28 protein-coding genes are annotated in these 23,704 nt (G+C 46.2%); 18 read left to right on the top strand and 10 right to left on the bottom strand.

The features are described from left to right. Positions 1-78: 78 nt before the first annotated feature. From AC6I3O_RS20240 to AC6I3O_RS20220, 5 genes are read right to left on the bottom strand one after another with little or no spacing between them, the layout of a single operon-like run. The gene (locus AC6I3O_RS20240) at positions 79-768 is read right to left on the bottom strand and encodes an AAA family ATPase (RefSeq protein ID WP_497852426.1); all 690 of its coding nucleotides are present in this window, start codon (positions 766-768) and stop codon (positions 79-81) included. Beyond that, positions 756-962, bottom strand: coding sequence for a hypothetical protein (locus AC6I3O_RS20235; RefSeq protein WP_497852425.1), 207 nt, complete (start codon positions 960-962; stop codon positions 756-758). Before AC6I3O_RS20235 ends, AC6I3O_RS20240 begins: the two co-directional genes overlap by 13 nt. A gap of 31 nt (positions 963-993) precedes the next feature. Continuing rightward, entirely contained in the window at positions 994-1,230 is a 237-nt protein-coding gene (locus AC6I3O_RS20230; protein ID WP_497852424.1) for a hypothetical protein, read from the bottom strand. After that, on the bottom strand, positions 1,221-1,784 hold the full coding sequence (locus AC6I3O_RS20225; protein WP_497852423.1) for a DUF3990 domain-containing protein: 564 nt from the start codon (positions 1,782-1,784) through the stop codon (positions 1,221-1,223). The genes AC6I3O_RS20230 and AC6I3O_RS20225 overlap by 10 nt, the downstream gene beginning before the upstream one ends. After that, the gene (locus AC6I3O_RS20220) at positions 1,768-2,001 is read right to left on the bottom strand and encodes a DUF3791 domain-containing protein (RefSeq protein WP_497852422.1); all 234 of its coding nucleotides are present in this window, start codon (positions 1,999-2,001) and stop codon (positions 1,768-1,770) included. The genes AC6I3O_RS20225 and AC6I3O_RS20220 overlap by 17 nt, the downstream gene beginning before the upstream one ends. A gap of 187 nt (positions 2,002-2,188) precedes the next feature. On the opposite strand from AC6I3O_RS20220, the gene AC6I3O_RS20215 reads away from it, so the two are divergent. Together AC6I3O_RS20215 and AC6I3O_RS20210 are read left to right on the top strand one after the other, a co-directional pair. After that, on the top strand, positions 2,189-2,665 hold the full coding sequence (locus AC6I3O_RS20215; protein ID WP_497852421.1) for a superoxide dismutase family protein: 477 nt from the start codon (positions 2,189-2,191) through the stop codon (positions 2,663-2,665). Then, on the top strand, positions 2,631-2,810 hold the full coding sequence (locus AC6I3O_RS20210; protein ID WP_497853621.1) for a hypothetical protein: 180 nt from the start codon (positions 2,631-2,633) through the stop codon (positions 2,808-2,810). The genes AC6I3O_RS20215 and AC6I3O_RS20210 overlap by 35 nt, the downstream gene beginning before the upstream one ends. Before the next feature lie 257 nt (positions 2,811-3,067). On the opposite strand, the gene AC6I3O_RS20205 is transcribed toward AC6I3O_RS20210, so the two are convergent. Both AC6I3O_RS20205 and galE read right to left on the bottom strand, forming a co-directional pair. Next, on the bottom strand, positions 3,068-3,769 hold the full coding sequence (locus AC6I3O_RS20205; protein WP_497852420.1) for a hypothetical protein: 702 nt from the start codon (positions 3,767-3,769) through the stop codon (positions 3,068-3,070). A gap of 61 nt (positions 3,770-3,830) precedes the next feature. Continuing rightward, the gene (galE, locus tag AC6I3O_RS20200) at positions 3,831-4,847 is read right to left on the bottom strand and encodes a UDP-glucose 4-epimerase GalE (protein ID WP_497852419.1); all 1,017 of its coding nucleotides are present in this window, start codon (positions 4,845-4,847) and stop codon (positions 3,831-3,833) included. A gap of 245 nt (positions 4,848-5,092) precedes the next feature. On the opposite strand from galE, the gene AC6I3O_RS20195 reads away from it, so the two are divergent. Both AC6I3O_RS20195 and AC6I3O_RS20190 read left to right on the top strand, forming a co-directional pair. Then, positions 5,093-7,669, top strand: coding sequence for an MBL fold metallo-hydrolase (locus AC6I3O_RS20195; protein WP_497852418.1), 2,577 nt, complete (start codon positions 5,093-5,095; stop codon positions 7,667-7,669). Positions 7,670-7,706: 37 nt separating this feature from the next. Further along, positions 7,707-8,474 carry a 4Fe-4S binding protein gene (locus AC6I3O_RS20190; RefSeq protein WP_497852417.1) on the top strand — a complete coding sequence of 256 codons (768 nt, stop codon included), beginning with the start codon at positions 7,707-7,709 and terminating at the stop codon, positions 8,472-8,474. An 88-nt stretch (positions 8,475-8,562) separates the two neighbouring features. Here AC6I3O_RS20190 and AC6I3O_RS20185 read toward each other — a convergent pair whose 3' ends face one another. From AC6I3O_RS20185 to AC6I3O_RS20175, 3 genes are read right to left on the bottom strand one after another with little or no spacing between them, the layout of a single operon-like run. Then, positions 8,563-10,155 carry an AAA family ATPase gene (locus AC6I3O_RS20185; protein WP_497852416.1) on the bottom strand — a complete coding sequence of 531 codons (1,593 nt, stop codon included), beginning with the start codon at positions 10,153-10,155 and terminating at the stop codon, positions 8,563-8,565. 4 nt (positions 10,156-10,159) lie between these two features. Next, positions 10,160-10,726: a CD3072 family TudS-related putative desulfidase gene (locus tag AC6I3O_RS20180; RefSeq protein ID WP_497852415.1), complete on the bottom strand. Its 567-nt coding sequence runs from the start codon at positions 10,724-10,726 to the stop codon at positions 10,160-10,162. A gap of 10 nt (positions 10,727-10,736) precedes the next feature. After that, positions 10,737-11,432: a Crp/Fnr family transcriptional regulator gene (locus AC6I3O_RS20175; protein WP_497852414.1), complete on the bottom strand. Its 696-nt coding sequence runs from the start codon at positions 11,430-11,432 to the stop codon at positions 10,737-10,739. A gap of 126 nt (positions 11,433-11,558) precedes the next feature. Here AC6I3O_RS20175 and AC6I3O_RS20170 point away from each other — a divergent pair, with 126 nt between their 5' ends. The 14 genes from AC6I3O_RS20170 to AC6I3O_RS20105 all read left to right on the top strand — a co-directional run bounded on the left by AC6I3O_RS20170 (position 11,559) and on the right by AC6I3O_RS20105 (position 23,611). Next, complete coding sequence (locus AC6I3O_RS20170) at positions 11,559-12,164, top strand: ECF transporter S component (RefSeq protein WP_497852413.1); 606 nt, start codon at positions 11,559-11,561, stop codon at positions 12,162-12,164. A gap of 2 nt (positions 12,165-12,166) precedes the next feature. Continuing rightward, positions 12,167-12,973, top strand: coding sequence for an energy-coupling factor transporter transmembrane component T (locus tag AC6I3O_RS20165; protein ID WP_497852412.1), 807 nt, complete (start codon positions 12,167-12,169; stop codon positions 12,971-12,973). Next, complete coding sequence (locus AC6I3O_RS20160) at positions 12,961-13,821, top strand: energy-coupling factor ABC transporter ATP-binding protein (RefSeq protein ID WP_497852411.1); 861 nt, start codon at positions 12,961-12,963, stop codon at positions 13,819-13,821. Before AC6I3O_RS20165 ends, AC6I3O_RS20160 begins: the two co-directional genes overlap by 13 nt. Further along, positions 13,818-14,435, top strand: a complete 618-nt coding sequence (locus AC6I3O_RS20155; protein WP_497852410.1) for an energy-coupling factor ABC transporter ATP-binding protein — start codon at positions 13,818-13,820, stop codon at positions 14,433-14,435. Before AC6I3O_RS20160 ends, AC6I3O_RS20155 begins: the two co-directional genes overlap by 4 nt. Beyond that, the gene (locus tag AC6I3O_RS20150; RefSeq protein WP_497852409.1) at positions 14,414-15,601 is read left to right on the top strand and encodes an MFS transporter; all 1,188 of its coding nucleotides are present in this window, start codon (positions 14,414-14,416) and stop codon (positions 15,599-15,601) included. Before AC6I3O_RS20155 ends, AC6I3O_RS20150 begins: the two co-directional genes overlap by 22 nt. Continuing rightward, a complete protein-coding gene (locus AC6I3O_RS20145) occupies positions 15,591-16,334 on the top strand; it encodes a nucleoside phosphorylase (protein ID WP_497853539.1) in 744 nt (247 codons plus the stop codon). The genes AC6I3O_RS20150 and AC6I3O_RS20145 overlap by 11 nt, the downstream gene beginning before the upstream one ends. Before the next feature lie 2 nt (positions 16,335-16,336). Further along, positions 16,337-17,284, top strand: coding sequence for a nucleoside hydrolase (locus tag AC6I3O_RS20140; protein WP_497852408.1), 948 nt, complete (start codon positions 16,337-16,339; stop codon positions 17,282-17,284). A gap of 46 nt (positions 17,285-17,330) precedes the next feature. Further along, positions 17,331-18,527 carry a hypothetical protein gene (locus tag AC6I3O_RS20135; protein ID WP_497852407.1) on the top strand — a complete coding sequence of 399 codons (1,197 nt, stop codon included), beginning with the start codon at positions 17,331-17,333 and terminating at the stop codon, positions 18,525-18,527. 281 nt (positions 18,528-18,808) lie between these two features. After that, a complete protein-coding gene (locus tag AC6I3O_RS20130; RefSeq protein ID WP_497852406.1) occupies positions 18,809-19,006 on the top strand; it encodes a helix-turn-helix transcriptional regulator in 198 nt (65 codons plus the stop codon). Then, positions 18,993-20,147, top strand: a complete 1,155-nt coding sequence (locus AC6I3O_RS20125; protein WP_497852405.1) for an AAA-like domain-containing protein — start codon at positions 18,993-18,995, stop codon at positions 20,145-20,147. The genes AC6I3O_RS20130 and AC6I3O_RS20125 overlap by 14 nt, the downstream gene beginning before the upstream one ends. Then, positions 20,147-20,887, top strand: coding sequence for a peroxide stress protein YaaA (gene yaaA / locus AC6I3O_RS20120; protein ID WP_497852404.1), 741 nt, complete (start codon positions 20,147-20,149; stop codon positions 20,885-20,887). The genes AC6I3O_RS20125 and yaaA overlap by 1 nt, the downstream gene beginning before the upstream one ends. A 402-nt stretch (positions 20,888-21,289) precedes the next feature. Then, complete coding sequence (locus AC6I3O_RS20115) at positions 21,290-21,475, top strand: hypothetical protein (RefSeq protein ID WP_497852403.1); 186 nt, start codon at positions 21,290-21,292, stop codon at positions 21,473-21,475. Positions 21,476-21,554: 79 nt separating this feature from the next. After that, positions 21,555-22,280, top strand: coding sequence for a LytR/AlgR family response regulator transcription factor (locus AC6I3O_RS20110; protein ID WP_497852402.1), 726 nt, complete (start codon positions 21,555-21,557; stop codon positions 22,278-22,280). 11 nt (positions 22,281-22,291) lie between these two features. Beyond that, positions 22,292-23,611, top strand: coding sequence for a sensor histidine kinase (locus AC6I3O_RS20105; RefSeq protein ID WP_497852401.1), 1,320 nt, complete (start codon positions 22,292-22,294; stop codon positions 23,609-23,611). The last annotated feature ends 93 nt before the right edge of the window (positions 23,612-23,704 follow it).

The raw sequence follows: 23,704 nt of genomic DNA, 5'->3' as shown, positions 1-23,704 counted from the left end.
AGGGGCGGCATGAATAGGGAGATGTGCAAACCAGCAATTCGTTTGCATCATCTCCTTTAATGTTCTACAGTCTCTCCCTCAGCACTTCAATTTCGCAAGTATGCTTTTTCGTGGTTTTATCATATGCAATACCGACTCCCAGGATGCGTCCGGTAATCCGCCGAATGTTATCTTTTGATGGGCAGTTAGGGTCTGATATCTGGCAAAGAGGGTATCTGCCTCCTCTTCTGTGAAACAGAAATACTCACTGAATCTCTCCTCAGAAGCCATAGTATACTCGTAGAACATATTCAACTCGGAACCGCTGGAATATTTTGCAATCGGCAGAATGCCGGTCATATATGCGAGTTCCACATAAGGCTGGTCTTTTAGCAGGTTGCTCAGAAAATCAATATATTCAGCTTTGTCCTTATCCGTCACAAAATCTCTGTGGAAAATGAAATCCCACTCGTCTAATATAAAGATAAACTTTACGTTTTCCTCTTCTGATTCGAGAATGTCGTTTAGAACATCCCAGATGGCATCTGTCTCGTTAATTTCATATGACGGATATGCCGCTTTCAGGTCACGTAGGATGCGTTCGCTAATCCGGGTGATATATTGCTGGTAAGATGTACAGTTCGCGGGAAGAGAATTCAATGAGATATAGATTACATTATGTCGATTGAGATGCGACCTGTACCATTTCCTTGAGCTTACTGCAAGTCTGTCAAAAACAGACGCACTGTCTCTGCCTCTTCCAAGATATGCTGCAATCATACTTGCCATAACCGATTTGCCGAAGCGGCGAGGGCGGGTAATGCAGATATATTTGTTGCTTTTCCCTTTTGGGTGGTGTTATCTCTCTGTTCAATAAGAGGAATCAGCTCGTCGAGTATTGCCGTTTTATCAACGAAGTATGTTGCCTCTGTTTCGTCCTGATAGAGAAGACAGGCTTTTTTGCTGTTTAAATATGAGCCCATAATCGTTTTTGCTCCTGAATGTTTTGTAGTTTTATTTTAGCATAGCGACTTCCTTTTTATACATATCTGCGATATAAGACGGTCCGTTCCACCATAGTTTGGAGTCTTCATCGTAAAGTAGTTCCCCTGTCTTGGAAGATAGAAACTTTGGAAGCAGGGTATCAGGATCTATTCCCATTTCTTCAGATAACTCGCCCACAATCAAGGTGACAAGCATATCGATTGCATTATTTTTCTTTTCTTTCGGAAGTGTTTTTTCTATATCCATATACATTCACTTTCTGCAAATGAAAGGCTATTAAGCGCATCATCTGTCTTGAAACAAAATTGATCCGACAGTCTTTCCGGCAATAATAAACCGATACACATATCGTCTGCCGTCTGTGTGCCAATATCGCCATATGCCAGCGCTATATAAGCGGCGATCGTTGCATTCGTATTGTCATTAGCGATTTTACCGCCGATGATGTCATATTTCTTCATCTCCTCGACAATTATAGGAAACGTGTTCTTTCTCCTGTGGGCGACAACGCAATGCAGCCAGTCTGTATCTGCGGCTGGATATATCCGGATATTTAATTTTTTGTTCGGCGTAAACTTATATGATGAAACATAACCATAGTTTTGTTGTTCGTCTATCTTTCCGTTGAGAACTGCTTTTTTAATGGAGGTCTGTATAAAATTTTGAGCCTGTTTTCTTGAAGAGGTTAGATAAAAGCCTTGCCCAAAATCCTTGTATTTTGCCCCATATCGAACCTCCGGCTGTTTTACTTTGCAGTAGCTTCCGTGATAAAGGGTTAATCCGTCAACTAATTCTAACATTGAGTTCCGCCCCCTTATTATTCAGATATTCTACAATGTTATCAAGGACAGCATAGTCTCCCTCTACATGGAAAATGTCGAAGCATTCCCGGATAAACCGGAAAACATTATTTTCTTCAAAAATAGCGGCGACAGTTTTAATTGACAGATTCCATTCTTCGGATGCAAGGCGAATTAGTCTTGCCTGCATATAAGTAATTTGTTGGTTTTCATCCATTTCGATTCCGCCCTTCCATTTTTTGTTTTTGAATATATATATTCTAACATTAGTTTTCATGGTTTTCAATGAAGATAAATATCAGTTTGTAGGTCAAACGATGGTATTACATTTAAATATGCCCATAGTTTTGATGGTATATCCATATGTCTCATTGCATAAGATAGTGCGAGGAGTGTGATGGTATATGATGAATATCAAGGAGAATCCCGCTGCTTATGCAGTAATCAAAGGAAACAAGGAACATCCCAATATAAAAGGAAAGGCTGCATTTTATGATACATACGGGGGAACGGTTTTGGTAGTATCCGTTTGCGGTCTGCCGGGAGAGGCAAAAGACAATAGCAGTGGATTTCACGGATTTCACATTCATGAGGGCGGCAAGTGTACAGGAAATATGCAGAATGAATTTGCAGATGCACACGGGCATTATAACCCCAAGGGAACCCCGCACCCGGAACATGCAGGTGATCTGCCGCCGTTACTTAGCAATCATGGGATGGCATGGATGGCTGTGTATACGGATCGGTTTTATCCGGAGGATGTGGTTGGGCGGACGGTTATCATACATGAGAAAGCGGATGATTTCCGTAGTCAGCCTTCGGGAGATGCAGGGGAAATGATTGCCTGTGGGGAGATTGCAGCATGGAATCCGGGAATTTAATAGAGTCATACAAAAAGCCATTACGAAAAAGTATAGGTTTCGGGATGCCAACAGTTTGGAAATCATGCTGACAGCTTTTTTTGCAGGGCGGATTTATCAAGAAAAACAAGAAGATTTGAGCGATTGTCTGGGAAGATGTATCTGACAGAATGAACTGAATTACGTTGATTCAACAGCCCAAAGTTGTTATACTATGACAATAAGGGCTGTTTTATAGATTTGGCATGGGGAAGAGTATAACAGGCGCGGGGAAGAACAGTTTCAGCTAGGAGAAAAACTTCTGATTGAAGCTGTGGTCTAAGAGGATGGCAGAAAAAATCTATAAAATAAGCATATCCAATCAGAAGTCTGCGCTTTTTGGCACAGGTTCTTCTATGGGATATGCTTATTTTTCCTTCAAATTCATACGAAGCAAAACACATTTGGAATACTGTCCCCAAACGTTTTAACTGCCATTCGGTACATTGCTTTTGCATGGATACGGTCATGCCAGATAAAACGCCGCAGCACCTTCCGTAACGACCATTCTTCGCCATAGCTCCCCAGGTAAACAGTATTCTTCAAAAAATCAGGCTGAATTTCGAGTAACACAAAACCTCGCCGCCGACATTCCACAATCGTTCCCTCGTGGTCAGTTACAACACCAATCTCCCCGAAGTAATAATCATTAACATTTTTTGTATGCTCATACATTTCAAATGCTGTGCGGGGAACTTGTCCGTAAAATGTTTTCCGAGCCAACAGGCAACTTCTATTCTTGTCAGGAATCGCTTCATACAAATTTTGAAAATCCTGTGCGGATTTCAGTGCAAGTGCTTTTAATTCTTCGTATTCCAATTTCGACAGAGGTTTTTTTTCTTCCGTAAAAAGGACATCCGAATCTGCGTCTGAAATTACAAGCGTAGATGATTTCTCCTGTACGATTACCGCTTCCAAAGAATCTGGAACTGCTTCACCTTTCCATTCTAAATAAGATTCAATCTCTTTTGCCATCTTTTGAAGGGCGATATCCTTTGTTTCGCCGCGTGTATATGCTCCAACAAAATTGTTAGAATACAAAATACTGTCATTTCCATTGTGTTCCCAAACACATTGTATTTTCATATCCTTCCTCCGATAAATCTTAATTTAACAATACAGGCGGCAAGTCCTTCCAGGAGTTTGCCTAACGATACCCATTCGGATTCTGTGACTGCCATCTCCAAGTATCTTCACACATCTCATCAAGCCCTCGCTCTGCCTTCCAGCCCAGCACCTTCGCCGCCTTCGCCGGATCTGCATAGCACATAGCGATATCCCCTTCTCTTCTTGGCTTAATCTCGTAAGGAATCTCTTTCCCGCAAGCCTTCCCGAATGCTTTCGCCATATCCAGCACAGAATAACCCGTACCAGTACCTAAGTTAATCACATCCAGCCCCGGATTGGTCATAATATAATCAATCGCCTTCACATGCCCAAGCGCCAGATCCACAACATGGATATAATCACGTACGCCCGTGCCATCCGGAGTATCGTAGTCGTCGCCAAATACGCCCAGCTTTTCCAGCTTCCCAACGGCAACCTGAGAAATATAAGGCATCAAATTGTTCGGGATACCCTTTGGGTCTTCCCCAATGCGCCCGCTCTTGTGCGCTCCTACCGGGTTAAAGTACCTAAGCAGAATCACGTTCCATTCCGGGTCAGATTTCTGTAAATCTGTCATAATCTGTTCCATCATAGACTTTGTCCATCCGTAAGGGTTGGTACACTGGCCCTTAGGGCAGTCCTCAGTAATGGGCATCACCTCCGGATTCCCGTATACAGTGGCGGAAGAGCTGAACACAATCCGCTTCACACCCGCTTTGCGCATGACATCCATCAAGGTCAGCGTTCCGGTGATATTATTATGATAATATTCCAATGGTTTCTGGACAGATTCGCCTACCGCTTTCAGTGCGGCACAGTGAATCACAGCGTCGATGGACTCTTTCTCGAACAATGCCCGGAGGCTGTCAGCGTCGCACACGTCGCCTTCATAGAATGTGACCTTCTTCCCGGTAAGTTCCTCTACCCTTTTCAGGGATTCCTCGGAAGAGTTGGAAAGATTGTCATATACAGTTACCTGATACCCCTTGTTCAGTAACTCCAAAGCTGTGTGGCTGCCGATGTAGCCGGCGCCTCCGGTAATTAAGATATTCGCCATAATTATAAATCCTCCTGTTCTGTTGCAGATATCTCGGACTGCATGACCGTTATCCCCAATCATCAAGCGGCCGGCATACAGTCCATGTTAACTTGCTAGTTATTATCATATTGCATAAAAGAAGGAAAAGCAATAAGCATATGAGATAAAATTATAAAAATATTGCGGATTGAGCATTGATTTTCACAGAATGGATGTTAAACTATAAAGATAGAATTTTTATCACGATGAAGGATAAATGGAATTTGGCAGAAAGAAAGGAAGGGAATCACATGAACCTACATTTTCTCGGCGGCGCCATGGAGATTGGAGGCAGCTGCATCTATATCAGAATTGCAGGCAAGGGAATCCTCTTAGATTCCGGCATCCGTCAGTCAGCGTCAAAAGATCCGATTCCTGATTTCCGGACAGTACAAGAGCAGGGCGGTGTGGATGCGATTATCATAAGCCATGCCCACATGGATCATATCGGGACGCTTCCGATGATCAGTAAGGCATACCCCCGGGCACAGATCTATATGACTGCAATGACGCAGGATCTGACCCGGGTACTGCTCTACGACAGTTTGAAGATTATGAAGAACCGGGAGGACGAGATTCCCCACTATTCAGAACAGGATGTGCTTGCCATGCTAGAGCGCATCCATCCCATCGGTTATCAGATGCCTTTTCCCATCCTTGACGGATTTACCCTGACATTTTACCCGGCGGGGCATATTGCGGGGGCAGCGTGCATATATCTGGTTACGGAGGAAGGAAGCCTGTTCTATTCCGGTGATTTCTCCGCATTTTCCCAGCGTACCATTGAAGGAATCCGGATTCCCAAGCTCCGTCCGGATGTGTCTGTTGTGGAGACAACCTATGGAAATCGGCTGCATGCAAACCGGATGGTGGAGGAGAAGCGTCTGGTGGAGCTGGTTGGGGAATGCATTGCACAGAAGAAGAAAATTTTGATTCCCACATTTGCCTTGGGGAGGGCGCAGGAAGTCCTGCTGATTCTGCGTACGGCGTTTCTGAACCAGGAGATTCCCTCTGTGCCTGTGTTCGTAGACGGCATGGTCAGAGATATCAACAGGATGTACGTGCGGAATCCTATTTATCTGAAAAATGCACTGGGAAAGCGGATTTTGAAAGGAAATGAACCTTTCTATACAAAGGAAATTGCGCCTGTGGCTCCGACACAGAAGCGGGAAGAATTGCTGGCGGGAAACGAGCCGGTTATCTTGGTATCCAGTTCCGGCATGCTGACCGGAGGTCCCAGCGCCCAGTATGCAAAGCTGCTGGCATCTTCAGAGGATGCATGCATCATAATCACAGGGTATCAGGACGAAGAGTCCCCCGGGCGGCAGCTTCTTGACTTGCTTCATGACCCAGAAGGGGGGAAACTGACGGTCAATGGCAGTACCGTTCCTGTAAAATGCCGTATCGAGCAGGTGGGGCTGTCTGCCCACGGGGATAAGTCGGAGATTATGGCGCTTCTGGAGCGACTGTCCTCGCGGCGGGTATTTCTGGTACATGGGAACCGGGAAGCGATTGACGAGCTGGGAAGTGAATTGGCGGCTGAGGATTACCGGCGGCAGATTTATTTGCCTGAGTGCGGGCAGGCGTATGAGGTGGAGGTGCGCAAGAAACGTAAGCAGGCGGAGTTTCAGTTGGAGTATACCCTGCAGATGGACAGGGATTTTACGGAAGCGGATGAGAAAACGCTGTGGGATTTCTGGCGGGAGCATTATTTCGGGAAGGCGTTCCCGGTATCCCAGATTGCACAGATCTGGCATGGAAGGGAGAGGGAAGCACAGGAAAGAGTTCTTAAAAAGATGCAGGATATTTTTCTTCAAAGCAAATATTTTGCACCCAATGCACGCAGGCTGTTCTTGTTTGAGGCGAATACGCCGGAAGCCGTCGCAGAGGCGAATACGCCTAAGGAGTTGACGATGCAGGAGTTGGAGCAGAGGATTTTAGCTCTGTTTCAGGAATTCCCCTACCGGAAAATCAGTTTCCATCTTGAGCGGAAAGAGGTACTGCTTCAATTTGATTATCCAGACAGCCAGGATATGGAAACATTTCAGGAAAAGTCGGACATTTTCGCCGGAGAGACGGGATGGAACGTGAGGGTTCATCCGGCTATGAACCACAATGCGGCGGGGCTTTTGCTGTCGCTCCTTTTTGGAGAGCGGATTATGAAAACTTCTTATTTTCAGGATAGGAAATGTTATTCGATTACACTTTCCGAGGATGGATATGGGGATTCAGACAGGGAGGCGGCGAGGCGTTTCCGGTTGGAGACCGGCTGGAATCTGTCGGTGAACGGGAGGACAGAAACGGATTGTGAGCTGCATGAGGAGGGAGAGAAAGAGACCGGCTATGCGCTGCATGCGAGCTTTATGCCTATGGATTCCACAGCAGGGGCGGCGGAACAGAACCAGGCATTTCAGCGGATTGACGATGCCTTTTCAGGTCTTGCCCATCGACCGGATAAGAAGAGCCTGAAACAGGATTCCCAGGGAAAATACCTGGAGGTAAGCTTTGTTTCCCCGATGATTGGAAGCCGGTATGGAGCAGTTCTTCAGGATTTGGCGAACCAGACAGGGTGGAGGATAAAGATTGGGGATAAGGTAAATCAGAATGCATTATTTAACTATATTCAGCTGCTATGTATGAAGCATCACATGACGCCTGTGAAGAACCCTTCTTATCTTCCGGAGCGGAAGAAAGTACAGATAAAGGTACGCGGGCAGTTAGAAGAAGGCACGCTTCATTTGGTCATGGAGGAGTTCCGGAAGCAGACGGGATGTGAGTGTGAAGTCATCCAAGTTCCATAAGAGTGATGCTAGTGTGACAAAACCGAGGAGGAAAGACATGATGAAATTATATGAGATTACATTTAGCCCTACCGGGGGAACAAAGAAGGTCGCGGACATGATTATGGACAGATTCCGCTGGGAAAGTTCATTCATAGACCTGACAGACAGATTTACAGATTTTTCAACCTATGCATTCGACAAAGAAGACGTGTGCATCGTGGCAGTTCCGTCTTATGGGGGAAGGATTCCCGCCATTGTAGGCGAAAGGTTAAGACAGATGAAGGGAAACCATGCAAAGGCAGTCCCGGTCACGGTGTATGGCAACCGTGCCTATGACGATACGATGCTGGAGCTTAACGATACCCTGATAGAAGCCGGGTTCTGCCCTGTGGCGGCGATAGCGGCTGTGGCGGAGCATTCCATCATGCGCCAGTTTGGGGCAGGTCGCCCGGATGAGGAAGACAGAAGGGAGTTAGTGGATTTCACGGACAAGATTAAGCGGGGAATCCAAAACGGCAGCCTCACGGAGACACCCCACGTTCCGGGAAACCGTCCATACCGCTCCTTCGACGGCGTACCAATGAAACCAAGGTCTGGAAAAAATTGTACAAAATGTGGACTCTGTGCCGAGAAATGTCCCGTAGGAGCAATCCCGACGGATATGCCCATGAGTACGGATCATAGCAAATGCATTACTTGTATGCGCTGCATCGCCGTCTGTCCCCAGAAGAACCGCAGTATCAGCAAGGTACTGGCGGCGGCGGGGGCGCAGAAGTTAAAGAAGGCGTGTAAAGAGAGGAAAAGGAACGAACTGTTTATATAGGAAAACCGGGGATGCCGGGAAATGCTGTGCAGCCATCTCCCGGCATCCCCTTTGTGGATAAAAACTTACACATTTTTCTTGACGAACCTTAGAAGTTCATTTTTTCAATCTCACAACTATGCTTTTTCGTCTTTTTATCATAATTAATACCTGCAAGTATCAGATTGCCGTGATACTCTTTCAATGCATCCACATATTCTTTTTTCTTAATCTGTGTAATCGCACCTTTCGCGCTTTTGTCCCATTTTAATTCAATGACTGCCGCCGGCTTATCTGTATGCAGTTTCCTTGGAAGAAAGCAAATATCGGCAAATCCCTTTCCCGTCGGCAATTCCCGTATTATGGTATAATACTCTCTTGCGGAATAAAAAGCGAGATTGATTGCACAGCTCAGAGAATTTTCATCATTGTATTGAAGAATAGAAATTTCTCTGTGCGCCTGGTCAATTCCTTTTGCGACTTTGTCTCCGTCTAAATTCCATAACGCTTCTAACAGCTTCCGTGATTCCTGTATCGCGTCTGTTACCTCACGCCATTCCATCGTACTGATGGCATTCGCATACTCCTGCAAGACTTCCTTGTTCGGGATAGATACCGTCCCTTTTTCACTGTCATAGGTCAGGTATCCCAGATGTACCAAAAGAGTCATGACGTCATCCTTTGATGCAAAGGAGGTCATATCATTGCTGAAGGTTCCGGTATTGATTGGAATCACTCCTCCTGCAAGCATCTCAATGATGGAATCTTTTAAGCCGTCCATGTTCATCTGAATATACATTTTTAACGCTTCATATGTTTCCGTCTGGTTCCAATAAGTCCCGAACTTATGTCTCATCATTGCTTCTACAACGGATTTTGGGCTGTACATCGCATACGCCCGGGAACCCTTTTTCTCATGCGCTAAAAGCTGATATCCATTATACCATGCTTCTGCCTCTTCAAAATTCATGCCGTACTCCGTGCAGAGTTTTTTTACTTCTTCCTCTGTAAAACCAAAAAATTCAGCCAGATTTCCCGGATCGGTCATAGAATATTCCGTAAACATATTAAGGGCCGAATGGGAGCCGTATTTTTTTATTGGCAGAATCCCTGTCATATATGCAAGAGCCACATACTCCTGATCTTTGAGCCATGCCCGAAGGAAATCAAGGTACTGTTTCTGTACGCCTTTATCCTGCTGGTATTCCCGGAACAGGCAGTCCCACTCATCAATCAAAATGATGAAGGAACGATTTGTCTTGATATAAATATCTTTCATGACTTGAATGAGATTTTTTTCGTCCCGAAACCTTATATCATGGTAAGTCTCAAGTAAATCAAAAATCAGGTAATCATTCAGCATTTTCAGCATAGCGTCTATGCCTTTCGCGGCGTTTACAAATTCTTGGAGATTGATTCGTATGACATCATACCGGTTTAAATGGTTTTTATATGATTCTGTCTTGCCGACAGACAGCCCACCGAACAAATCCGCTGTATTTTCTGACCTGCCATAATATGCGGCAAGCATATGAAGCGCCATAGATTTCCCAAACCTTCGGGGTCTGCTGACACATATGAATCTTTGCTGCGTTTTTATGCGTCGATTAGTCTGTTCAATCAGCCTGCTTTTATCTACATAGATTTCCGAGTTAAGCGACATTTCAAATAACCCGGCTCCCGGATTCAGATAACTTCCCATTCCATCAACCCTGCTTTCCAATAAGCCCCATACACTTCTCAGGCTCCGGCGCGAACAGGGAAGTCACCTTAATTTTCCCGTCCAGGCCTTCCTCCCCAAGCATCTCTTTTAAAACAGCCATGAATACTCCGCTCCCCTTCTCTAACCGGCAGTCCGCCAGAGTTTCGTCAAGATCCGTCCGGCACTCAAAAGAGCCGTACCAGTTCCCGCGGCAGGTATAATCCACGCCGCAGCTCGGGCTTCCGTCTACGCCCACTACCCCGAGAATCTCGAACCAGCCTTCATTTGCCAGATATTCCTTCAACTGTTCGATGACCGGGGAGAGAATCCTGCGGCAGTGGGAGCGGAAGAAGGGATTGTCGAACTGGTCGCTTACATGCCCCCAGCGCTTGGCGCCGTAGAGGGTGAACTCCGGGCAGGGAAGCTGGATGATATGGATGTCATCGGCAATCGCCTTTTGCAAGAATTCCTTGCGGAGCGATTCTTCGGCGTCCATCTCCTCCTGATTGTAGAGAATGACTTTGGATGCGGTGTTAAGAATACAGTGTGATACAAAGACTATTTTTTTCATGGCGTCCTCCTCATAAAATGATGTCGCCGTACCTGTCGGCGAGCTTTTCTAAGTGTTCTTCTTCGATAACGATTTTTCCTTTCCTAAGAGTAAGATACCCCTTTTTTTCCATATCGTCAATATGGCGGTAAAGAGTCCGCAGATTAATATGCAATTCCTCGGCAAGTGCGTTTCTGGTCAGGGGACAGGTATACGGAAGGTGAGAACTGGCGCGAAGGTACAGATAGTGTCCTAAAATATCCTTGGGATGGAAGGTCTTATGCCGTTCGGCATGGTTCATGTTGGAGTCCGTGATTTTTCCCATAATAACCAGGGTGGGATAGCAAAGGGAAGCATCCGTTTTGATAATCTGCACAAAATCGGATACGCGGATGCGGAACATGACGCACCGGGTCTTGGCGACAACGAAGGCGGTATAGTAATCAATATTATTCAGATATTCTACAAGCCCTAATATATGCGGGGATTCCACGTAGTCAATGACATTATCGCTGTTCCATGATATCTGGTTCAGAATCACCGCCCGTCCGCAAAGCAGCATGTACAGGTAAGCGGCAGGGTCCTTCTGGTAAATGATGGTCTCATTTTCGCGGGCCGTCACAAGGCAGCCCTCCGGCGCTATGCCGCGAAGCGATACCAGAGGATTTTTCTTGTTATATTCTTCTTTGAGTATGATACGGAGAGCTTTGGTTATATTGCTGTGCATAAAAGTGAGAAACACCTCTTTAGTTGTAAAAAATGTCTAAAAAACTGACAGATGTCATTTTCTGTATTATAGAATTATACTACAATGAAGTCAACAACCAATTTATTCTAAAAGGAGGAAATGAGAATGGAACAAAAGAAATACTCAATCAAGGAAGACTTTTCAATGCTGGCGCTGCTGATTATCCCGGTGGGCGTGGCGGTCAATTTTGTCGGAGGGCAGTTGGCGTCAATCCTGAAGCTGCCCATGTATCTTGACACCATCGGCACGATTTTTGCGGCGATGCTCTGCGGGCCGTGGGTAGGGGCGGCGACCGGGGGCCTTACCAATGTGGTAACAGGAATTGCCAACCCCGTGAACTTTGCGTTCATACCGGTCAATATCCTTGCAGGCCTTGTGACAGGCTTCCTCGCAAGGAAGAAGATGTTCAGCGTGTGGTGGAAATGGCTGATTTCCATGCTCCTGATGGCGGCGGTATCCATTATTTCATCTGCCCCAATCGTCGTACTCGTATACGGAGGCGTGACCGGAGGCGGTACGTCCATCATCACTGCGGCGGCCATGGCGGCAGGAGCGAATATCTGGGCTGCATTTTTCGGGACAGAGGGTATCTTCACCGTGCTTGACCGAATCATCTCATTTGTCGTCTGCTGGCTGGTCATTAAGGTTATCCCGCCAAGGACGCTGGTGAAGTTTGGATGCGGAAGCAATTACATTAAAGAGAGTAAATGATTATGGAGAAAACATATACAGAACGAATACAGATTCATAAGAAAAACAAGCTGGCAGGGCTTTATCCGTCGGTGAAGCTGTTCATCGTCGTCTTATATACGGTATGTACATTCGTGATTGGAACCGTTCATTTTACCAAGGCAGGACTGTCGCTGCTCCTGATACCATGGTTTCTGGCCATACCGGTTCTATGTCTGGCAAGCGGCGCGTTGGGAAAATGTGTGAAGGCTTTAAAAGCGGTAGCGCTGATTGCGCTGATTATCCTTCTGGTACAGACCTTTCTTGTGCCAGGCGGGGAGGTGCTGGTAAGATTCGGCTTCCTGAAAATCTGTGAAAAAGGGTTAAAGACGGCAGTCTCCCTGTCCTTCATGATTATGAACATCGCCGGCATCTTCGTATGGCTTTTTCAGACCACGGAGAACAAGGAGATTGCAAGGGCGTTGGAGGAATCGGGAATGAACTATAAGGCGGCTTATGTGTTCACTTCTACCTTGCAGATGATTGATATTTTAAGCGAGAACAGCAAGACCATCATGAACGCACAGAAGGCGCGGGGCGTTGAAACAGAAGGGAATATGATTGTACGTGCGAAGGCATTTTTCCCATCCCTGGTTCCGCTGATTTTAGGGGCGGTCATCGGCTCTGAGGAGCGGGTGCTGACATTGGAGGCAAGAGGATTTTCCATGCAGGGAGAAAAGACCCATCTGTTCAACCTTGAGAAATCAGGGGCGGAAAAAACGGCGGTGGCAGCGGCGGTTGTGGTTACAGTGATTATCATAGGGGGGAGGATTGCATTATGGATGTTGTAATTGAATGTAAGGATGTGACATATTCCTATCCTCTCGCGAAGGAACCGGCAATTAAGGATTTGAGCCAGAAAATTGAGCGGGGTAAGTTTTACGGCGTCGTCGGGGAAAACGGATCCGGGAAAACCACCTTCTGCGCGCTCCTCAGGGGATTTGCCCCCAGTTTTTACAAAGGAGAGCTGAAAGGCGAGGTGCTGGTGGAAGGGAAAAAGACCACGGAATATGGCGGGGAGCTGTCTGCCAAAATCGGATACGTGTTCCAGAATCCATTTACCCAAATCAGCGGAGTAAAGGATACGGTATTTGAAGAGGTAGCTTATGGGCTTGAGAATTTTGGTGTCCCGGCCGAGGAAATCGAGCGGCGTGTGGTTGATGTCATGAAAATGACGGACATTGAAGCGCTTGCCATGAAAAGCCCCTTTGATTTGTCCGGCGGGCAGATGCAGCGGGTTGCCCTTGCTTCGGTCATTGTCCTGGAGCCGGATATCCTCATTATCGACGAGCCTACCAGCCAGTTGGACCCGGAGGGGACGGAGAGTGTATTTGCAATCATCAAGACGCTGAAAGAAAAGGAGAAGACCATTATCCTTGTAGAGCATAAAATCGATCTGATTGCCGAATATGCAGACGAGGTCCTGGTATTTCAGGGAGGGCAGGTCATTGCCTCAGGGGATAAAGGGAAGATACTGTCGGATATGTCGCTGCTTGAACGGGGGGCGTCCCTTCCGCAGGTGGCGGTATTGGGAAGCATGCTCAGGGAGAGAGGACTGCCCATATCGGAAATCCCGGTGACAGAAAAGCAGGCAGTCGAAGTCATTGCAAGAGCGCTGAAAGAAAGGAAGAGGCAATGAGAGATTTAAGATTAAAGGACGTAAGTTTTTCCTACCCCGGCGGTTTTCTGGCAGTAGACGGCATCAATATGGAAATCAAAGCGGGAGATAACGTGGCGATTGTAGGACAGAACGGTGCGGGCAAGACCACGACGGTCAAGATGATGAATGGGCTTTTGCGCCCTACGGGCGGGGACGTGCTGATTGGGGAAATGAATACGAAGGACTATACGACGGCGCAGATTTCCAGAATCGTAGGATATGTATTCCAGAACCCGGACGACCAGATTTTCCACGCTACCGTAGAGAGCGAAGTAAGGTTCGGGCCAAAGACCCTGAAACTTACCCGGGAGGAAGAAGACAGAAGGGTAGAGGAAGCCCTTGCCCTTACAGGAATGGACAGGTTTAAGGATGAAAACCCCCTGAACCTTCCTCTGTCTACCCGGAAATTCGTGACCATTGCGGCGGTCATTGCCATGGGGACGGATATCCTCATTGGAAAAGGCGATGTTAAAGCAGCCTTACGTCAGCAGGGTGTTGGGGGCGCTTGGCATCCGCGGCGGCATCATCAGCATCGAGGATGCGGTGGAAGGGATTTTGAACAGGTAACTTTATGCAGAAAAACTATAAATTAATCGCATTTTTGGCATTTGCAATGTATTTTCTTACAGGGGCGGCGTGCATCGTCGTGGGCAGCAGCCTGCCCCATCTGGTGAAAATGTATGGCATGGAATTAAATCGGGTCGTGCTCTTAGGCTCGGCCTATGCAATGGGAAGGGTTTTTACCGTGTATCTGACGGGGCGCCTGGTGGAAAAAACAGGGCCGATGAAGGTGCTCTCAGGCGGGACTGCATTGATTGCAGTATTTCTTCTGGGCGTTCCGACGGTGGTAAATTATTATGCCGGGCTGGTCTTTGCATTCTTAGGGGGCGTTGGGATGGGTGCGCAGGATACGGTCTGTCCCGTGCTTTTAAGCGCGGCGTTTAAAGAGAATTACGCAGGTTCTTTAAGCGCCGGGCAGGCGTTGTTCGGCCTTGGGAATTTTGCGACGCCCTTTCTCATCGGCGTACTGCTTTCAGGAGACAGGCCTTTTTATTACGCCTATTATATCCTTCTCATCGTGCCTGTGGTGATGCTGGTTTGTACTCCATTTGCCAAAATGGATGGGATGGGGCAGGAGGCTTGCGGGGAAGAAGGGGTAAAACCTTTGTATGCAAAAAATACATTTCTTGCATATGGGGCAATCCTTATCGTCTGTGCGGCATACAGCGCCGTGGTTAATACCATCGGCCTTTATACTTCCAGCTTTGCCGAGAGCCTTGGAATCTCGCAGTCTGTCTCGGCATTTATGCTGACCGTCTATAACGTCGGGTGCGTCGTGGGTTCGTTTGTGTTTGTGATTGTGCTGAAAAAGGCAGAGATACAGAAGGCGCTTCTGGTGAACTGCCTGTGTGCGCTGGCGGCAATCGGGACTGCGCTTTTCATCAACCGGACGCCGGTTTATTTTGTGGGATTATTTATAGCAGGATTTTTCCTGGGTGTTTTATTTAGTGTGATTGTAACGATTGCGACAAGGATTGGTTATAAGCATATCAGCATTGCAAGCTCTCTGGTCGCCACGGCGGGCGGGGCGTCGGATATCCTGACCCCGGTCATTACCGGGTTTTTGGTAGGGAAGCTGGGAATCGGATGTTCCTTTGGTTATGCGGCGCTTATGATTATAATCAGTATCATCGCAGCCGCCGTGCTGAAAATGAGTACGGCAGAAGAAGGAGGGAATATCAGTGGCAATGCAGAGTAAGGAAGTATTGACAGCGGATGGAAGGCAGTACCACATCCATTGCAAAAAGGGCGACGTGGGAAGGTATGTGTTAGTCCCCGGCGACCCGTTTCGGACAGACATCATAGCACAGTATTTGGACGAGCCAAAGTTAGTGGCGCACAACCGGGAGCATAAGACCTGGACGGGGACGCTGAACGGGGAAAAGGTATCTGTTACCAGTACCGGCATGGGATGCCCGTCCGCCGCAATCGCCCTTGAGGAGCTGATTCATTGCGGTGCGGACACATTTATCCGTGTGGGGACTTGCGGCCGGGTCTGCCCGGAAAGCTATGACGAGAGCTTAGAAGGTGTCATTATTACCGGGGCGGTCAGGGATGAAGGGACGACTCTTCATTATGTGCCGGTGGAGTATCCGGCAATGGCCGACCGGCATGTGACCAACGCCCTTGCGGCGGCGTGCCAGGCGAAGGGATACCGGTTTGCGGAAGGAATCGCCCAGTCAAAGGATGCTTTTTACGGGCAGCATGACCCGGAGCATATGCCCAACAGCGGAAGGCTTTACCAGAGATGGGAGGCATGGGAGAAGAGCGGCGTCATGGCGTCGGAGATGGAGACGGCGGCATTATTTATCGTATCATCCATAAGGGGAGCGCGGGCGGGCGCAATCATGGCTTATGGCAGCATGAACGACCATACCATCGAATTGGCGTGGGATGCGGTGAAATTATTAATTGATAAGGACAGGAGATAGCTATGGCTGAGAAGAAGAAAATAATCATTGATACGGACTGCGGCTCTGATGATGCAATGGCGATTGCAATGGCGCTGAATGATGGGGCTTATGAGATTGTAATGATTACGACGGTTTCGGGGAATGTCCCTATGGAGCAGGCAACGGTAAACGCGCTGACAACGATAGAATATGCCGGGACTTATGAGCCGCCGGTATATAAAGGGTCTAAGGATATGCTGCTGCGTGAAATGACCTATGCCTATGAGACTCATGGAAACGATGGCATGGGCGACATCGGGCTTGTACCAAAGCGGCTTTCGGCGGCGCAAGGAAATGGAGTCCTGAAAATGCTGGATGCTTTAAGGGAGAGCGAGCCTGGGGAAATCGACATCGTGGCTCTTGGGCCGCTTACGAATCTTGCTCTGGCGATACGGCTGGATTACGAAGCAATGAAGAAGGCAGGAAAGATTATTATCATGGGAAGCGCAGGGCTTGGCGCAGGCAATGTGACGCCCCTTGCGGAATTCAACGTCTGGCAGGACGCCGAGGCGGCGAAAATCGTGACGGAGGCAGGGCTTGGCTATGTAATGTTCGTAGGCTGGGACGCCTGTTTAGGGGACAGTATGCTGAATCCTCAGGAGATTGCCAAAATCAGGGACAGCGGTCCTCTGGGAAAATTTGCCATTGACTGCAACAAGAATCTGTTAGAGATGAACCGGGAGAGGTTCGGGGACGACTATCTGGATATGGCCGACCCGTCTGCAATGGCGGCGGCGTTATATCCGGACTGTATCGAATGCTGCGGAAAATATTACTGTGAGGTGGATATTTCCGGCGGTCCGTGCTATGGCGCGCTGATTGTTGATGTGAATAACGTGACGGGCAAAGAGCCCAATGTGTATATTTGCAGTAAGCTATATGCAGAGAAATACAAAGACTACATCTATAAGACATTGAGGGTAAAGTAGGAAGGAGGATGCTGCCGCCCGTAATGGGCTTGGCAGCAGAAATCATATGGGCGAGTTGAAAGTGAAATTTTTGATGGGGCCGGCTGAGTGCAACGACAGGAATATTCCGGCGTACAGCGAGGAGTTTCTGGGGAATTTAAGCGAAGCGTTGGGCGAGAAGGTTGTGTGCGGGGAGATGGAGCAGGTTAAGGCGCAGGCGCTGCCGGTGTATTTTATTGCCTCAGGCGGGGCGGAACCGGGATTTCGGGAGGCGTATCTGCAGACGAAGGAGCCTTATATCCTTCTGACGACTCCGGGATATAATTCTCTGGCGGCTTCTATGGAGATTATGGGATTTTTGCAGGAAAAGGGGCTGAAAGGGGAAATCCTCCACGGTTCTCCTGAGACGATTGCCAGGAGGCTCAAGGTCTTACTGAGAGCTGCCAAGGCGAAGGAGCGGCTTTCAAGGATGCGTCTTGGATGTTTTGGGGCGCCGGGAGGGCTGATTGCCAGTGAGGCGGATTTTCAGGCTTTGAAGGAAGTAAGCGGCATGGAGCTTGCGCTCTATGACCTTTCCGAGCTGGTGGAGGAATACCATAAGGGAGGGTATCCCGAGAACTTCTATACAGAGGAGTTAAAGAAGAAGGGGTACATACCGGAGGAGACGGAAAAAGCGCTGAATGTGTACGGCGCGCTGAAAAGGCTGATTGCAAAATATGATTTACATGGAGTTACGGTCAAATGTTTTGATTTGCTGGACGCGATTCATACGACGGGATGCCTTGCCCTTGCAATCTTGAATGCGGAAGGGATTCCTGCGGCGTGCGAGGGAGATCAGAAAAGCCTTGTGAGCATGGCTGTCCTTTACGCGTTGACCGGGGAGTCTGGGTTTATGGCGAATCCAAGCTGCATGGAGCCCGAGACGGGGGAGATTATCTTTGCCCACTGTACGCTGCCTATGGATATGCCGGATGCATACAGCCTGACGACCCATTTTGAGTCGGGAATCGGCGTGGCGGTCGCCTGTGACCTTGCGCCCCAGGAGATGACGGTTTTTAAGTGTGACGGTACGTTAAAACGGTATTATGCCGGGAGGGCTAAGCTTTTGGAAACGCTGCACAGAAGCGACCTTTGCAGGTCGCAGATGAGATTAAAGCTGGAGGATGGGACGGGATATTTTTCCGGACGTCCGATTAGTAATCATCATATTATCTGCAAGGGGGACTGGAAAGAGGTAATCGAGGAGTTTTTTGCCGGGATTTAAGGAAAATATACCGCAAAAGCAGGGGAATCAGTCCCCCTGCTTTTGCGGCATTTTTTTATGTACTGACGCTGTACCTTCTATTTGTCCGCTAATATCAGCCGCTTAAATATCCTATCTAAGCGTCAGCGCTTGACATTTCCAGTTGATTTAAGATAACATAGAGGTGGAAAGCACACTTTCCCTATGGTAAAGTGTTTCTTGATTTCCGGGAAGACTGCCTTTCGCCGTAGATTACGGTAAAGTTGTTGGGCAGATTAGATTCAATTTGGGGATGGAATTGTATGAAGAATCGTTTGGAAGAGCTGCGCAGGCAGCGGGGAATCCGGCAGGAGGAGCTTGCCTTGGCGCTGCAGGTATCGCGCCAGACGATCGGCTCTCTGGAAAACGGCAGATATAACCCGTCAATCGGGCTGGCGTTTAAGATTGCCCGGTATTTTGGGATGAGTATTGAGGAGATTTTTATTTATGAGGAAGAATAGAAAATATTTTAACGTGAATGGTGACTGTAAGCCGGGAATGCACTATATGGTGGATTTGACGGGGAGGTTAGGGCTGATAAAGGCAATGGTTGACGCCGGAGAATATTTTACCATTAACCGGGCGCGGCAGTTCGGTAAGACGACGACCTTAAAGGCTTTGGAGCGGTATTTGAAAGATGACTATTTGGTGGTGAGCTTAGATTTTCAGACGATAAGCCAGACGGATTTTGGGGCAGAAGAGTTATTTACGGAGGCATTTGCCAGAGAAATCTTGGATGCATTGGAAGAGAAGACAGAGATTCCGCCAGATGTCCGGGAGGAGTTAGAGGAGTTTTCAGGCGGGATGAAAAGGAGAGCGACGCTTTCGGTGTTATTTCGCTGTCTGAGCAGGTGGTGTGGGCAATCGGAGAAGAAGATAGTCATGATTGTTGACGAAGTGGACAGTACAATGAATAATCAGGTGTTTTTGGATTTCCTCGCAATGCTCAGGGGGTATTATATCCACAGGGACAAAAAGCCGGCGTTTCAGTCGTCGATTCTTGCCGGAGTATATGATGTAAAGAACCTGAAACGTAAAATTGCCGCGGAAGATGAAGGGAAAGTAAACAGTCCTTGGAATATTGCGGCTGATTTTTCGATAGAAATGAGCTTCTCCGTAGAAGATATAGAGGGAATGCTGCGTGAGTATGAGTACGATTATGGGACAGGAATGAATATCCATGATATGTCCCAGATGCTTTACGATTACACAGATGGATATCCGTTCTTGATCTCTAAGTTATGCAAACTAATTGATGAATGGGTGGCGGGCAGCAAAGACTTTCCGGACAAGCGCAGCGCGTGGACAAGGGAAGGATTGTTGGATGCGGTTAATTGTCTGCTTGGTGAAAAGAATACATTGTTTGATTCTTTGGTGGGGAAGCTGGAACTGTATCCGGAGTTGAAAGAGATGTTGTATTTGTTGTTGTTCCAGGGTCAGAGTATTCTTTATAATCCGGATCAGTATGTAATTGAAATGGCGGAGATGTTTGGATTTGTGAAAAAGGACGGGGGGTTCGTACGTATTGCCAATCGTATTTTTGAGATTGGAGTGAAAGAACACTTTTTAGATGGCAAAACTCTGATTGAGGCGGTAGTATAATGAGAATTATTATTTCCCCGGCAAAGAAAATGAATATAGATACGGACACATTCCCACAGCCCACGTTTCCCATATTTTTGGAGGAAACAAGCGTACTGATGGAATGGATTTGCGCTTTATCTTTCCCTGAGGCACAAAAGCTGTGGCAATGTAACGATAAGATTGCAGAACTGAATTACCGGCGGTTTCAGGATATGAACCTTAGGAGGAACTTAACACCGGCATTGGTTTCTTACGAAGGAATCCAGTATCAGTATATGGCGCCAGAAGTATTTACCCAGAAAGAATGGGATTATGTGCAGGAACACCTGCGCATCCTATCCGGGTTCTATGGTGTGTTGAAGCCTCTGGACGGGGTTGTGCCGTATCGGTTGGAGATGCAGGCGAAAGCACGGGTTAATGAAACGAAGAATTTGTATGAATTCTGGGGAGACAGGCTGTATCATGAAGTACGGGGTGAGGATGGAATCATCCTGAACCTTGCGTCGAAAGAATATTCAAAATGTATTGAAAAATATCTGAAACCGGAAGATACCTATATTACCTGTGTTTTCGGGGAGCAGAAGGACAATAAGGTGGTGCAGAAGGGGACGCAAGCGAAGATGGCGAGGGGGGAGATGGTGCGTTTTATGGCAGAGAAGGATATTCTGGATGTGAAAGAGATACGGGGATTCGACCGTTTGGGATATCATTTTCAGGAAGAGTTGTCATCGGAGAAAGAGTATGTATTTTTAATTTGATAAATCTGTAATTATGTCTTGACTTTGACGTAACGTAAAGCCTTATCCTTGAGTTACCGAAGGGAGGGAGCCTTAATGGAATATGGTATTGTTTTTATGGGGAAACAGAGGTCGTTTACATAATTAGTCTATATAACAGGATATCTAAGAGAGGGATATCCTGTTATTTTATTATTATTTTTGGGTTAGTAAAGCCTTTGGAGATTTGTTATATAAAAACATAAATTCACAATTATTATAATAAAAGAGTTAGTTTGATTAGTAGCAAATGCAAATAAATTCTAAAAAGAAGTATAAATAATTTGTTTTGTATAAAATAATAAATCTAATATGATTATATAAATAGATATATAATATACTTATAATAAAAGTAAAATTCATTTAGTAATGTGAGGAGGAAAAATGTTCAAAGTAGATAAAAAGTATGCAAAGACTAATATCCAAAAAACAGTGCGTTTTACAGAAGATTTGTTGAAAAAGCTGGAGGTGATAGCAGAAAAAGAGGATATATCGTTCAATACATTAGTATTGCAGTGTTGCTATTATGCCATAGAAAATATGGAACCACAAGGGGAAGTGGAAGAATAGTTATCTGCAGCCTGTTGGTTTGAGAGGGAAATTATCTGAATATAGTAAGAATATACAAATTGAATATGGAAATCAAAAGATGAAAACAGAGGGAAGAATGATGTTGTATATAACAATTTGTGATGATGAAGAGATAATTGCTCAAAAAATAAAACAGATTATTGAAAAAGAAGCAATACACATAGACATACCAATCGTGATAAAAATGTGTACGAATGGCGGAGAGTTTTTAGACCAATATCAGGTAAATGAGAAGGAATTAATATTTATGGATATTGATATGCCTGTGAAATCTGGCATTGAGGTAATCCGGCAGTTGGAAGAAATGGAACGGAACCGAAATGTTGTCTTAATTACAAGCCATGACCATCTGGCGTTAGAATCATTATCCTGCGCACCGTTTCAGACAATCCGAAAGGTGATGATGGAATCTGATATCCCTCTGGCAATTAAGAGGTATCTCCGGGAATGGGAGAGTCGGAGACCGACTCTGGAATTAAAAGGCAGCGGTACGATCTATCGGTTGGAAAGAGAGGACGTGCTTTATCTGGAAAAGTACAAGCATAACGTTATCGTACATCGAAAGAAAGGGGAAGATATTCAAATCCGCAGCAGCATGCAGGATTTAGAAAAAGAACTATCCGGCAGAGGTTTTGTCAGGGTACATGCGGGTTATATGGTAAATCTCCGGCACTGCCATTCGTTGGAGAAGAATGAAGTCGTTTTAAGGGAAGGTCTTCGTATCCCTGTCAGCCGGGATAGGAGGAAAATAGTGAAAGAGCAGTTTATGGTAAGCAGAGAATAGGGGAATTTTTAATGGTTATTGCGCTAAGTGAGATTTTCTGTTTGGCAGAAATCATTATCGTGGTTGAATTTCTGGTTCATTTCTTAGGATGGAAGGAAGAAATCCGAGCGAAAAGTGCGGGGATTGCCGGGGTTCTTGCCTTGCTCTTTGGAATGGCGCAGTTAAGTGGGAGGTTTCAGTATAGTTACCAGACGGTTGTATTGAGCGATATATTTATATTGGTATTATTCTGCCGAAAATATTTAAAGGGAAATATACAGTTACAAATATTAGGGTGCACGTTACCGTTTCTGATACTTACAGTCAGCAATGTTTTTCTTATGCAGATTCTGGCGTTCTTTTATAAAATTCCTGTAAAAAGTTATTTGGAGCATTATGGATTCTATTTTCATATAGGAGTGATTCTGTCAAAGTCTATATTGGCATTTTCGCTATATTATATACAAAAAGCGGCAGGGAAAAAACTTTGCTATCTGTCCGATAAGTATTGCTTTATTATAAATGGCGTAATTGTATATACGGTGATTATAGAGCTTCTGCTGTTTTATATTATTAACTATGGCGGATATCAAAAGACAATCAATGCAATGTTGTTGGTTGTTTCTGCGGGGATTATACTGACTACTATATATGTGGTCTGCACTGCATATACGATTAATGAAAAAAACAGCAAATTGTTATATGCACAGATGATACAGATACAGAATCAAGAAAAGGAGAGCCAGATACAGGAGATTGGGAGGGCGGATTTGAGGGAGCGGCAGTTGGTGCATGATTACAGGAATCACTGTCTGAGTATGCAGGAATTGTTGGACAAGGAGAGGTATGGAGAGGTGAAACAGTATTTGGAAGAAATGACGGGGAAGTATATGCGGAAAGAAAAGGAGTATATCCATACACAGAATAAAGCAATCGACGCTGTTCTGAATGCAAAGATTGCGCTGTGCAGGGAAAAAGATGTCTCCATATATTGCACTGTGGTTGGGAATCTGAAAGCAGTGAGGGGATTGGAGTTTAGTTCCATTTTATTCAACCTTTTGGATAATGCGATTGAAGCAAGCATGAAAATTACAGAACCGAAAAAACGCCGCATAGAAGTTTTAGTCTGTAAGGAGAGTTTGGCAGTTGAGATATTTGTGAAAAATACGGTTATGCAATCCGTTTTAGAGTCGAATGGGGAGCTGATATCGGATAAAAAACAGGCTGGGCATGGGATTGGGCATATATCGGTGGAGGCAAGTGTAGATACGTTAGACGGATTGATTCGGTATTATGAAGAAGATCAGATGTTTTGTGTACATATTTTTGTGCCATATATGAGTAAGGAATAGTAGGAATCATTGTCAAAAGACGGCGGTTACAGAGGGAATATCCCTTCGTAATCGCCGTCTTTCTTCTATTATGAAAATCCCCTAAGAGGATGT

Source organism: Sporofaciens sp. St.21A7 (genome assembly GCF_059728535.1).
The sequence above is the reverse complement of the archived record's forward strand: the minus strand, read 5'-3'. Positions and strand labels throughout refer to the sequence as shown.

Excerpts from the sequence above, each read along its gene's own strand:
- AC6I3O_RS20240 (WP_497852426.1), bottom strand. The coding sequence starts at position 768 with ATGGCAAGTATGATTGCAGCATATCTTGGAAGAGGCAGAGACAGTGCG.
- AC6I3O_RS20235 (WP_497852425.1), bottom strand. The coding sequence starts at position 962 with ATGGGCTCATATTTAAACAGCAAAAAAGCCTGTCTTCTCTATCAGGAC.
- AC6I3O_RS20230 (WP_497852424.1), bottom strand. The coding sequence starts at position 1,230 with ATGGATATAGAAAAAACACTTCCGAAAGAAAAGAAAAATAATGCAATC.
- AC6I3O_RS20225 (WP_497852423.1), bottom strand. The coding sequence starts at position 1,784 with ATGTTAGAATTAGTTGACGGATTAACCCTTTATCACGGAAGCTACTGC.
- AC6I3O_RS20220 (WP_497852422.1), bottom strand. The coding sequence starts at position 2,001 with ATGGATGAAAACCAACAAATTACTTATATGCAGGCAAGACTAATTCGC.
- AC6I3O_RS20215 (WP_497852421.1), top strand. The coding sequence starts at position 2,189 with ATGATGAATATCAAGGAGAATCCCGCTGCTTATGCAGTAATCAAAGGA.
- AC6I3O_RS20205 (WP_497852420.1), bottom strand. The coding sequence starts at position 3,769 with ATGAAAATACAATGTGTTTGGGAACACAATGGAAATGACAGTATTTTG.
- galE (WP_497852419.1), bottom strand. The coding sequence starts at position 4,847 with ATGGCGAATATCTTAATTACCGGAGGCGCCGGCTACATCGGCAGCCAC.
- AC6I3O_RS20190 (WP_497852417.1), top strand. The coding sequence starts at position 7,707 with ATGATGAAATTATATGAGATTACATTTAGCCCTACCGGGGGAACAAAG.
- AC6I3O_RS20185 (WP_497852416.1), bottom strand. The coding sequence starts at position 10,155 with ATGGGAAGTTATCTGAATCCGGGAGCCGGGTTATTTGAAATGTCGCTT.
- AC6I3O_RS20180 (WP_497852415.1), bottom strand. The coding sequence starts at position 10,726 with ATGAAAAAAATAGTCTTTGTATCACACTGTATTCTTAACACCGCATCC.
- AC6I3O_RS20175 (WP_497852414.1), bottom strand. The coding sequence starts at position 11,432 with ATGCACAGCAATATAACCAAAGCTCTCCGTATCATACTCAAAGAAGAA.
- AC6I3O_RS20170 (WP_497852413.1), top strand. The coding sequence starts at position 11,559 with ATGGAACAAAAGAAATACTCAATCAAGGAAGACTTTTCAATGCTGGCG.
- AC6I3O_RS20165 (WP_497852412.1), top strand. The coding sequence starts at position 12,167 with ATGGAGAAAACATATACAGAACGAATACAGATTCATAAGAAAAACAAG.
- AC6I3O_RS20160 (WP_497852411.1), top strand. The coding sequence starts at position 12,961 with ATGGATGTTGTAATTGAATGTAAGGATGTGACATATTCCTATCCTCTC.
- AC6I3O_RS20155 (WP_497852410.1), top strand. The coding sequence starts at position 13,818 with ATGAGAGATTTAAGATTAAAGGACGTAAGTTTTTCCTACCCCGGCGGT.
- AC6I3O_RS20150 (WP_497852409.1), top strand. The coding sequence starts at position 14,414 with ATGCAGAAAAACTATAAATTAATCGCATTTTTGGCATTTGCAATGTAT.
- AC6I3O_RS20145 (WP_497853539.1), top strand. The coding sequence starts at position 15,591 with ATGCAGAGTAAGGAAGTATTGACAGCGGATGGAAGGCAGTACCACATC.
- AC6I3O_RS20140 (WP_497852408.1), top strand. The coding sequence starts at position 16,337 with ATGGCTGAGAAGAAGAAAATAATCATTGATACGGACTGCGGCTCTGAT.
- AC6I3O_RS20135 (WP_497852407.1), top strand. The coding sequence starts at position 17,331 with ATGGGCGAGTTGAAAGTGAAATTTTTGATGGGGCCGGCTGAGTGCAAC.
- AC6I3O_RS20130 (WP_497852406.1), top strand. The coding sequence starts at position 18,809 with ATGAAGAATCGTTTGGAAGAGCTGCGCAGGCAGCGGGGAATCCGGCAG.
- AC6I3O_RS20125 (WP_497852405.1), top strand. The coding sequence starts at position 18,993 with ATGAGGAAGAATAGAAAATATTTTAACGTGAATGGTGACTGTAAGCCG.
- yaaA (WP_497852404.1), top strand. The coding sequence starts at position 20,147 with ATGAGAATTATTATTTCCCCGGCAAAGAAAATGAATATAGATACGGAC.
- AC6I3O_RS20115 (WP_497852403.1), top strand. The coding sequence starts at position 21,290 with ATGTTCAAAGTAGATAAAAAGTATGCAAAGACTAATATCCAAAAAACA.
- AC6I3O_RS20110 (WP_497852402.1), top strand. The coding sequence starts at position 21,555 with ATGAAAACAGAGGGAAGAATGATGTTGTATATAACAATTTGTGATGAT.
- AC6I3O_RS20105 (WP_497852401.1), top strand. The coding sequence starts at position 22,292 with ATGGTTATTGCGCTAAGTGAGATTTTCTGTTTGGCAGAAATCATTATC.